We start from the raw sequence: 9,805 nt of genomic DNA, 5'->3' as shown, positions 1-9,805 counted from the left end.
AATTTCAAATTGTGCAGCTACCGCTCGAATAGAATAACCTTCCTCAAGCTTAGCTAAAATTTTACGTCTAAAATGTTCTGAATAACTCATTGCACCATTGTATTAGTTTTATAATGATTTGACTATATATCGTTGGCAGAAGAAATTATTTAGACCAGTTATCAAAAACTTCATTGATGACTTTATTCTCGATAAAAATCATCTGCTACCACAGAGAATCTATAAATAATAGTGCGTAAGTCCTATATTTTTGCATGAAGGCCGGACTAAGCCGCCAAGCCATCATTTTTATCTTGATCAGATCAAGAATGCTCAATTTTAGCAAAAAAAAGGCCTATCTTAGAGAAAAAGATAAGCCACGAAAACACATTTCAAAATAAGAAGAAACTACAGCGATAGAATCTGGAATAAATATTAATCAAAAGTTCATCTATTGAGAAATACTTTATTGCTTAGATATTAATCGCTTTTATGTCTAATAAATAATCAGGCAAAAAAAAGCCAAGTCTTGGGGGAACTCAGCTTAAAAAAAGTAACTTGAAATAAGGCAACAGCAACCGAGTTCGGCTCTCTCCTCTGAACAAGGTCGCTGTCTATGTCAGTATCATGCAATTTTTTTACTAATATTTAAAACAGATTAAAATTATTAAATTTATTTAAAAATACGATTATCAATTTTTTATATTTATTTTCAAATAATTCATGTTTTATTTTAAAGCTCAGACTGTCTATTCAGCGACGTATACAACAATGATCAGATGACTCCTTGATCATTTACTTCAATTTATCTCCGCCTATATCGCGGTAAAAGCCTGCCATCTGCTCGCTGTTTTATTCAGAATTTTGTATAAATCTTAAATTTAATCTTGACTGACGCTTGAATTTTTACACCCTGCCCCGATTTCTTTAGGTAATCAAGAACTTCAACCATGGCAGTTCAGCATTAACGCAGTGAATACTGAGGCCTGAGGACTGTACATGTTTAAGAACCCATTTAAACGGAGTAAATCAATGGCGACTGAGCAAAACGAGCAAGCTCAAAAATTTGAGCAAGAGCAAGCGGAACAAGATACAGCGCAAACTCAAGCTGAAACCGAGCAGGCAGAAGTTTCCGTTGAGTCTTTACAAGAGCAGATTGCGCAGCTTGAAGGTGACTTAAAGTTAGAAAAAGCACGTACGGCCAATGCAGTCTACGAAGCACAAAAAAGTGTGGAACGTATTCAGCGTGAATCTGAAAAGCATAAAGATACCGTTTTAGAAAAGTTCTCTAAAGAACTTTTAGAAACCGTCGACAATCTCGAGCGCGCCATTGTTGCCGCAGGTGAAGAGAAAACTCCACTGCTGGAAGGCGTTGAACTGACACTTAAATCTTTATTGAATACCTTAGAGAAATTTGGAGTCGTGGTGGTAGACACCAGTAACGGCTTTAATGCTGATCTGCATCAGGCAGTTGGGATTGATCCAAATGCCAAAGCCAATGAAATTGGCACTGTTTTGCAAAAAGGCTACACGCTGAATAATCGCCTGTTGCGTCCGGCGATGGTCATGGTTGGCGCTTAAGCCAAATAAATTCGGGAGTTTGTGAAATTTTTTCAACAATTTTACTTGAAAAAAATCGAACGGCTCTCATATCGGATAACAAGTAAATCCCTTTTAATTTCCCTTTGATAAAGGGAAAAGTTTGGGAATAAAAAAATTTTTGAGGAAACATCCAAATGGCTAAAATCATTGGTATTGACTTAGGTACTACAAACTCATGTGTTGCAGTACTTGAAGGCGACAAAGTTAAAGTAATCGAAAACGCTGAAGGCGCGCGTACAACGCCATCAATTATTGCCTATAAAGATGGCGAAATTCTGGTAGGTCAATCGGCAAAGCGTCAAGCGGTAACGAATCCGAAAAATACCTTGTTCGCGATCAAACGTTTGATCGGTCGTCGTTATGAAGACCAAGCGGTACAAAAAGATATCGGTCTGGTACCGTACAAAATCATCAAAGCTGACAACGGTGATGCTTGGGTTGATGTCAACGACAAGAAACTTGCGCCACAGCAAATCTCTGCTGAAATCTTGAAAAAGATGAAAAAAACAGCGGAAGATTACCTGGGTGAAACAGTAACTGAAGCGGTCATTACCGTTCCTGCTTACTTCAACGATGCCCAGCGTCAAGCCACTAAAGATGCAGGTAAAATTGCAGGTTTAGAAGTGAAACGTATCATCAACGAACCAACGGCTGCTGCACTTGCGTTCGGTATGGACAAGAAAGAAGGCGACCGTAAAATCGCGGTTTATGACTTGGGTGGTGGTACATTCGACGTTTCAATCATTGAAATTGCGGATCTTGATGGCGACCAGCAAATCGAAGTGTTGTCTACTAACGGTGATACATTCCTGGGTGGTGAAGACTTCGATAACGCATTGATCGAATTCCTGGTTGAAGAGTTCAAGAAAGAACAAAACTTCAACTTGAAACAAGATCCGCTTGCGCTGCAACGTTTAAAAGAAGCTGCTGAAAAAGCGAAGATCGAGCTTTCTTCTTCGAATGCAACTGAAATCAACCTGCCATACATCACTGCAGATGCGACTGGTCCTAAACACTTGGTGATCAACGTAACACGTGCGAAACTTGAAGGTTTGGTTGCTGACTTGGTTGCGCGTACCATTGAGCCATGTAAGATTGCACTTAAAGATGCTGGTCTTTCGACTTCAGACATCTCTGACGTGATTTTGGTGGGTGGTCAATCACGTATGCCAATGGTTCAACAGAAGGTTCAAGAATTCTTTGGTAAAGAGCCACGTAAAGACGTAAACCCTGATGAAGCAGTCGCAATGGGTGCTGCGATTCAAGGTGCGGTACTTTCAGGTGACAAAACTGACGTACTTCTTCTTGACGTAACTCCGCTGACACTTGGTATCGAAACCATGGGTGGCGTGTTAACAGCAATCATCGAGAAAAACACCACGATTCCTGCGAAGAAATCTCAAGTGTTCTCGACTGCTGCTGACAACCAGCCTGCTGTAGACATTTCTGTGTTCCAGGGTGAACGTAAAATGGCGCAGCAAAACAAATTGTTGGGTAACTTCCAATTAGGCGATATCCCACCTGCACCACGTGGTGTGCCACAAATTGAAGTGTCTTTCGATATCAACGCTGATGGTATCTTGAAAGTATCTGCAAAAGACAAGAGCACGGGTAAAGAGCAATCGATCCAGATTAAAGCAAACTCAGGTTTGTCTGATGCTGAAATCGAAGCAATGATCCGTGATGCTGAAGCGAATGCTGAAGAAGATCGCAAATTCGAAGAATTAGCGAAAGCACGTAACGAAGCGGATGCACTGGTTTCTTCTGCTCAAAAAGCAGTAAAAGATTTGGGCGAACAAGTCACCGCAGACGAAAAAACTGCAATTGAAACTGCGGTTTCTGAGCTTGAAGCATCAACTAAAGAAAATGATGTTGAAGAAATCAAAGCGAAAACTGAAGCGTTGCAAAACATCATCATGCCGATCACTCAGCGTGCCTATGAAGCAGCTCAAGGCCAAGGCGGTGCGCAAGGGTTTGATCCGAACGCATTCGGTGGTGACGCTGGTCAACAACAGCAAAAAGCGGACGACGGCGTTGTAGATGCTGAGTTCACTGAAGTAAAAGATGACAAAAAATAATTTGTCGCTTTAACTGAAAAACCGCGCAATAGCGCGGTTTTTTTATATCCAAATTTTAAAGCATGAAGGTAAAATGACTAAAAATGGATCGTATGTTCAAGTAAAGCTGTTTAAGCTAAATCCAGCATGAAACGACCATCAACCCTGAAAATTCTGATTTTGCGGCCTTTCAGCAATGGGTTAAAGCCATGTTATTGCTACAGGAACGCCACGCTTGTCGACTGTATGCCAAATCCGGCCGGGGTATGGAGCTGGAAGCGCAAGTTGGCTGACGCACGGGCTGGATCGAAACACCACAGGCTGACATCGTGGCCTTTTCCCTGAATATGCAGATGCACAGTCATATGGATCCGGCGATTCGCCTGGACATTTTACAGCAAACCTTGGCCGAATTAGGACTTTATCCAAAAGCTGAGCAGGAAGGCAAATAAGCATGGGAAATGCCTTAAAATTAAGCTATATTTTTTAAAAACAAGCATCTCAATAGCAATATGCGCCTTCTATTTTGTCTGGTCATCGTTGGGTTAATCCTGTCTGCCTCTATGCATATGCAGACCAAAGCTCATCCACAACTGCGCTACAACTCGCTTGCAGACCGGCTCAGTCATCCTTTTGACACACGTTTACGCTTTAAGGTCGATCAGGTAGATGCAGGCTTTGGGCTGAGTAAAGAGCAAGTGATTCAACTGAGCAAAGAAGCCGTCGAGATCTGGCATCAGGGCACCCATCGCGATGATCTGCTGCTCTATGATGAAAATGCCCAGCTGAGTATTCATCTGATCTATGATCAACGGCAACAGGAATATAATGCCTTAAAGAAAGTCGAAAAACAGTTGCTGGCAGATGATGCCCAGTATCAACGTCAGGTCAAAAATCTGGAAGCATCTTATCAACATCTGGAAAGTCAACAACAACGCTTGATCCAGCAAAGAGATCAGATTAATTATGAATTTCAGAAGCTACAGCAACGACGGCATCAGCCAAATTTATCTGCCTATGAGCACGAACAATTAGAATATGAGTTTCAGGCTTTACAGCGCAAATCGGAAAATTTTAAACGGGAAGCCGAGTATCTTCAGCGACAGCAAAGTTCTTTTAACCTGAATGTTTCGCTGCATCAACATAGTCTTGAAAATCATCAACAGAATATCATTCAGGCCCAGCAACGTTTTCCTGCCCGTGAATTTCATAAAGGGGTATTTATGGGTCATCAGATTCATGTATATCAGTTTGATGCAGAAGATGATCTGCGTCTGACACTGGCTCATGAACTGGGGCATGCTTTGGGCCTGTATCATCATGATGATCCAGAGGCGCTGATGTATCCGGTACTGGGAAAACAGAATCTGCAACACTTTCAGTTGCGACCTGCCGACAAGACTTTGCTGTATCACCGTTAAGTGATCAGCCTGAATTCCTTAATTAATTTAAGTGTATAAGTGTTATAAAAAACACTCTATTCGGATTTCATGTTATTGTGAACGGCTACATTGTTCAGGCCATCTTTGGAGATTCATGTGAGTTACTACCATATTTTAATTGAAGTAAATGACCACATTAGTACGATTGATGAAACGCGTGATATCGAGATCTTTGATATTGAGGATATTCAGCCACATCTTCATGCGATTTTATTGCCTTATTTCAATGAGCAGCTGATTGAACTGGACGATGAGAATCTGGAATATAAAGATATTTTACATCTGGAAATCAAACAGACCCTCTTGCCGATCAATGACCTGATCGAAGAAGAGCAGCGCCTGTTGCCAAGTGATACCGATATTACCATTAGCGCTTATGAGATTTTTAATAATCGTGAGCTGAGTCAGGATGTCACATCAGTAATTTTTGACCTCTTGGAAGCGGTAAAACTGGAAAATTAAGTTTTCTTCAGATATAAAAAAGTCCTCATCAAGAGGACTTTTTTATTGTACGTGTTTAGATCGAGAATGAAGATCCACAACCACAAGTGGTGGTCGCATTCGGGTTTTGCACTACAAAGCGTGAACCTTCCAGACCTTCCAAATAATCTACAACTGAACCGACCAGATATTGATAGCTGAGTGAATCGACCAGTACTTTCACATCGCCGTTGGCAAATTCTGCATCATCTTCATTCTGACTTTCGGCAAAGTTAAAGCCATAAGAGAAACCTGAACAGCCGCCACCGGTAACATACACACGGAGCATTAAGTCTTGGTTACCTTCACTGTCACGCAACTGGCGTACTTTATTTGCGGCATTGTCGGTGAGCACAAGCGCTTGGGCATTCATGGCGGATTCCTCTGTTGAATGGAATGTCTTTAAAAAGAAAAGACCATATCGAAGTATAACACACTCAATATATGGTCAGTCTCTACAGATTAAAAGTCAAATCAGAGTAATTTTATCAGGATTATTTGTAGTTCTCATCCTGTAAGGCACATTCGAAGTTTTGCGGGTTCTGTTTACAACGGAATTGCCACAGCAGTTTCATCATGCGTTTGTCATATACGCCGCGTTTGGTCAGGTCGATTCTGGAATCGCGCATCATTTTCTGATAGCCCGGTTTATCTGCAGCCGGAATATCCATCCAGTATTTTGCAGGAATATCGGCTTTCATTTTGCCCAGAATACCAAAAGCGCGCGGCAACTGGCTTCTCACCCATTCACGTGATTTTTGACCATAACCCGCCGGGAATTTATCGGGACGGATAATGATATTACCGGTCACTTGCAACACCGGATAATTCACAATCGCACCTTTTGTACCTAAGCCTTTGTGTAATTCTAGCGGCTTAAATACCGCAGCGGGTGCGCCAATGATATCAACCTGACCATTGTTAAACTTGGCGCCAAAGTTGGTGACATCGGCACTGACGGCTTGAGCACCAACCTGCTGTACCATGATTTTTTGTGCTTCATCATAGTCGAGTACCGCAATTTTTTTACCTGCGGCTTTGGCCACGGTATTAATACTACGGTCATTGACCAACAGAAAAGCATCACCGACAGGAATCACCCCCACCACTTCATATTTGCCATTGAGCATATGTTTGGCAAAAGTCGGACTCGCCAGACCCTGCATCACTTTAACGGCCAGATTCAGATCTGGAATCGCCCCGATAGCATCCAGCGAGCCGGTAAAACTGTTGAACTGACGCCCGCGCATTCCAGTAACACTAATCCCGTCACATTTTCCGGCTTTAAAATCTTCTGCAACCACGGCTTCATTGGTATTCACTCTAAGCTCGATATCAGCGCCCCAGTTTTTCGCTGCCAGCTGATAATCTTTCATGACGCTATACACATCGCCATTTTTGCCCACCAGATCAAATACGCACATCACCTGTTTGGCCTGTACCAGACCTGAAACAGTAAATATCGCTGCGGCCAATGCCAGTATTTTCCATCTTCTTTGCATCATCCTAATGTCCTTATACCTTGTTTTTGTTATTGCGATTTCAGCCGCATCTAATTGTTTTTATATTAATCATAAGAAATCAATCTTTAGATCAAGCTTAAGCTATTTAATCAGCTGTACAATGGCTGATCTGCCTCAGTTCAACCACAAAAAAAGCTTAGACTCAGCTAAGCTTTTTCTTTAAAAATCAAATTACTCACCCGGAAGTGAACACTCAAAATTGGCTTTGTCGACAGAACAGCGCGCGCGTTTTAACACTGACATCATGCCAGCATCATAGATTCCGCGTTTGGTCATGTCCATACGGCCATCACGTAACATTTTCTGATACTTGGTTCTATCTTCCACGCTCAGATTCATTTTATATTTCGACGGAATTCCGGCTTCCAGACGGCCGATCATGGCCATACTTTTTGGCAGGTTTTTGATAAACCAGTCACGCGATTTTTGCCCAAAACCTGCCGGGAATTTTTCCGGGCGAATGACAAAATCGGACGTCACATGCAGCACCGGGAAATTAAACATCGCGCCGTTATTGCTAAGGCCTTTATAAATCTCTAGCGGTTTATAAGCATAGGCTGGTGCCCCCACCATATCCACCTGACCATTGTTAAATTTGGCCACAAAATTGGATACATCGGAAATCACGGCCTGCGCGCCCACACGCTGCACCATAATTTTCTGGGCATCGTCATAGCCCAATACCGCGAATTTTTTACCTGTGGCTTTTTCGATCGAGTTAATATTTTTGTCACGGACAAAGATGAACGCCGAACCAAGTGGTGCAATCCCGGCAATTTCGTATTTTTTACCACCCAGATTAGTCACCATTTTGCTGGCATTGCGTTTGTCCAGCGCAAAACTAATGGCACGCTGTGCAATTGCATTGCTCGGTGCACCGCCCAGTGCATCGATAGAACCGGCAAATTTATTGTATTGACGGGCGCGCATGGCAGTCATAAATACGCCATCACATTTTCCGGCTTTAAAATCATTGTCAGCAACAGCTTCATCCTGGCGGGCAATCAGATTGATTTCTGCGCCCCAGCCTTTTGCAGCCAGTGCCCATTCTTGCGCCATCTGGAAAGACTCACCCGATTTACCCAGTAAGTCAAACACGCAGATATCGACTTTTTCTGCATGCACCGCATTGGCAAAACCAAATGTAGAAAGTGCAGCCAATGATAAGAGTGCTTTTTTCATTGTATTATCCTTTGGAATCTTGTTATTCGCTGAGTGTCCGTACACGGAACAAATATTAAGCAAGTTTAATTAAAAAAAATAGAGCATTTACTCCATTTAAAACCCGTGTTTTGGCCTATAAAGATAAATCAGCGTATTTTCTAAATATTATTTTATAAAATATTTTTAAATATCAATTTCTTAATATTTAATAGAAGTTTCGTATCATTACATTTAATCCGTAAGAGTTACAAAGATATACATCATTTGAATTTTATTCGCCACTAATTGAACACTCAAAATTGGTTCTTTCGACGGTACAGCGGGCACGCTTCAATACCGTCATCATGCCGGGATCATAAATCCCCCGCCGGGTTAAATCGATGCGGCCTTCGCGCAGAATCTTCTGATAGGCAATGCGATCTTCACGGCTTAAGTTCAGCTTATATTTATTGGGAATTTCCGCTTCCATACGTTTCACCATGGCAAAACTGCGCGGCAACTGTTTCACAAACCAGTCTCTGGATTGTACTGCGAAAGAGTCAGGAAATTTATCCTGCCGGATGATCAGGTCGGCGGTGACATTGATCACTGGAAAATTAATCATGGCGCCTTTATTGCCCAGACCTTTTTCTAATTCGAGTGGTTTAAAGGCATAAGCCGGTGCAGCCACAATATCGACTTCGCCCTGATTAAATTTACGGATAAAATTGGAAATTTCCGACATTACCGGCACGGCTTCAATCCGGTTGACCATAATTTTCTGGGCATAGTCATAATGCAGCACGGCAAATTTCTTGCCTTTTACCTGTTCCAGTTTATTCAGCTCGCGATCACGGACAAAAATATAAGCCGGGCCAATCTGCCCGATCCCAGCCACTTCAAATTTTTCTTTGCCAATCTGGGTGATCAGGCGCTTGCTGTTGCGTTTGTCCAGTACATAACTAATGGCTTTCATGGCAATGTCATTATTTGGCACACCACCAATCGCATCAATCGAGCCGGCGAATTTATTATAGGCGCGGGCCCGCATGGAGGTCATATAGAAGCCATCGCATTTTCCAGCTTTGGCATCCTGATCCACTTTGGCTTCGTCCTGATAGGCAGTCAATTGAACATCAGTATTCCAGGCTTTTGCAGCTAAAGCCCATTCCTCCATTAATTTAAAAGATTCGCCAGACTTGCCCAGCAAATCAAAAACACAGATATTTACTTTGGCATGACTTGAAGTCGATGCCAGTAGACCCAGTGCAGATAAAACTAAAAATCCCTTTTTCATTTTTATTTTACTCTATCGTATTTTTTGCTCGATCAGCTTCTACTATAAACAACTGTTAATACTGAAAATAGAGCTTATACTCAACTTATGCGTCCATAATATATAAATTCACAGTATTTAAAAGCTGGCTCATTTCAGTAAAAGTCGCAAGATTTTTCATTTTCACAAGGCTTTCCTTTAGAATAGGCGCATCTTATTTCTTAGCTTTGATTTCTCAATGATTCAGTTAGACCAGTTATCTATACGTCGCGGTGGACGTGTTTTATTTCAAAAAGCGTCGAT

Annotated in this window: 8 protein-coding genes and 3 pseudogenes; 6 read left to right on the top strand and 5 right to left on the bottom strand. The window is 41.9% G+C overall.

The annotated features are described in order from the left end of the window. Window positions 1-90 (bottom strand): annotated as a pseudogene (locus FTV30_RS16120) (transposase); the annotation flags it as partial. A 34-nt stretch (window positions 91-124) separates the two neighbouring features. Between FTV30_RS16120 and FTV30_RS14650 the strand changes: the two are divergent. From FTV30_RS14650 to FTV30_RS14625, 6 genes and pseudogenes are all read left to right on the top strand, one after another. Beyond that, a pseudogene (locus FTV30_RS14650) lies at window positions 125-229 on the top strand (IS701 family transposase); the annotation flags it as partial. A gap of 782 nt (window positions 230-1,011) precedes the next feature. Continuing rightward, complete coding sequence (gene grpE / locus FTV30_RS14645; protein ID WP_005173545.1) at window positions 1,012-1,560, top strand: nucleotide exchange factor GrpE; 549 nt, start codon at window positions 1,012-1,014, stop codon at window positions 1,558-1,560. A 155-nt stretch (window positions 1,561-1,715) separates the two neighbouring features. Beyond that, window positions 1,716-3,659: a molecular chaperone DnaK gene (dnaK, locus tag FTV30_RS14640; protein ID WP_074383783.1), complete on the top strand. Its 1,944-nt coding sequence runs from the start codon at window positions 1,716-1,718 to the stop codon at window positions 3,657-3,659. A 170-nt stretch (window positions 3,660-3,829) separates the two neighbouring features. Beyond that, window positions 3,830-4,090, top strand: a pseudogene (locus FTV30_RS14635) (OXA-134 family carbapenem-hydrolyzing class D beta-lactamase); the annotation flags it as partial. A 60-nt stretch (window positions 4,091-4,150) separates the two neighbouring features. Beyond that, the gene (locus tag FTV30_RS14630; RefSeq protein ID WP_100329869.1) at window positions 4,151-5,059 is read left to right on the top strand and encodes a matrixin family metalloprotease; all 909 of its coding nucleotides are present in this window, start codon (window positions 4,151-4,153) and stop codon (window positions 5,057-5,059) included. A 105-nt stretch (window positions 5,060-5,164) separates the two neighbouring features. Then, window positions 5,165-5,542 (top strand): hypothetical protein, encoded by a 378-nt coding sequence (locus FTV30_RS14625; protein WP_167381287.1) that lies wholly within the window; start codon window positions 5,165-5,167, stop codon window positions 5,540-5,542. A gap of 55 nt (window positions 5,543-5,597) precedes the next feature. Here the strand turns inward: FTV30_RS14625 and erpA are convergent, their stop codons facing one another. The 4 genes from erpA to FTV30_RS14605 form a co-directional block, all read right to left on the bottom strand. Next, window positions 5,598-5,933, bottom strand: a complete 336-nt coding sequence (gene erpA / locus FTV30_RS14620) for an iron-sulfur cluster insertion protein ErpA (RefSeq protein ID WP_004281944.1) — start codon at window positions 5,931-5,933, stop codon at window positions 5,598-5,600. A 121-nt stretch (window positions 5,934-6,054) separates the two neighbouring features. Beyond that, window positions 6,055-7,062, bottom strand: a complete 1,008-nt coding sequence (locus FTV30_RS14615) for a putative solute-binding protein (RefSeq protein ID WP_373683722.1) — start codon at window positions 7,060-7,062, stop codon at window positions 6,055-6,057. 192 nt (window positions 7,063-7,254) lie between these two features. After that, on the bottom strand, window positions 7,255-8,265 hold the full coding sequence (locus tag FTV30_RS14610) for a putative solute-binding protein (protein ID WP_180001841.1): 1,011 nt from the start codon (window positions 8,263-8,265) through the stop codon (window positions 7,255-7,257). Window positions 8,266-8,518: 253 nt separating this feature from the next. Beyond that, on the bottom strand, window positions 8,519-9,523 hold the full coding sequence (locus FTV30_RS14605) for a putative solute-binding protein (protein ID WP_180001840.1): 1,005 nt from the start codon (window positions 9,521-9,523) through the stop codon (window positions 8,519-8,521). Window positions 9,524-9,805 lie beyond the last annotated feature (282 nt).

Origin of the sequence: Acinetobacter sp. YH12255 (genome assembly GCF_013417355.1) — a bacterium.
GTDB lineage: Bacteria > Pseudomonadota > Gammaproteobacteria > Pseudomonadales > Moraxellaceae > Acinetobacter > Acinetobacter pseudolwoffii.
Note: the sequence above shows the minus strand (reverse complement) of the source record. Positions and strands in the feature narration are given on the sequence as shown.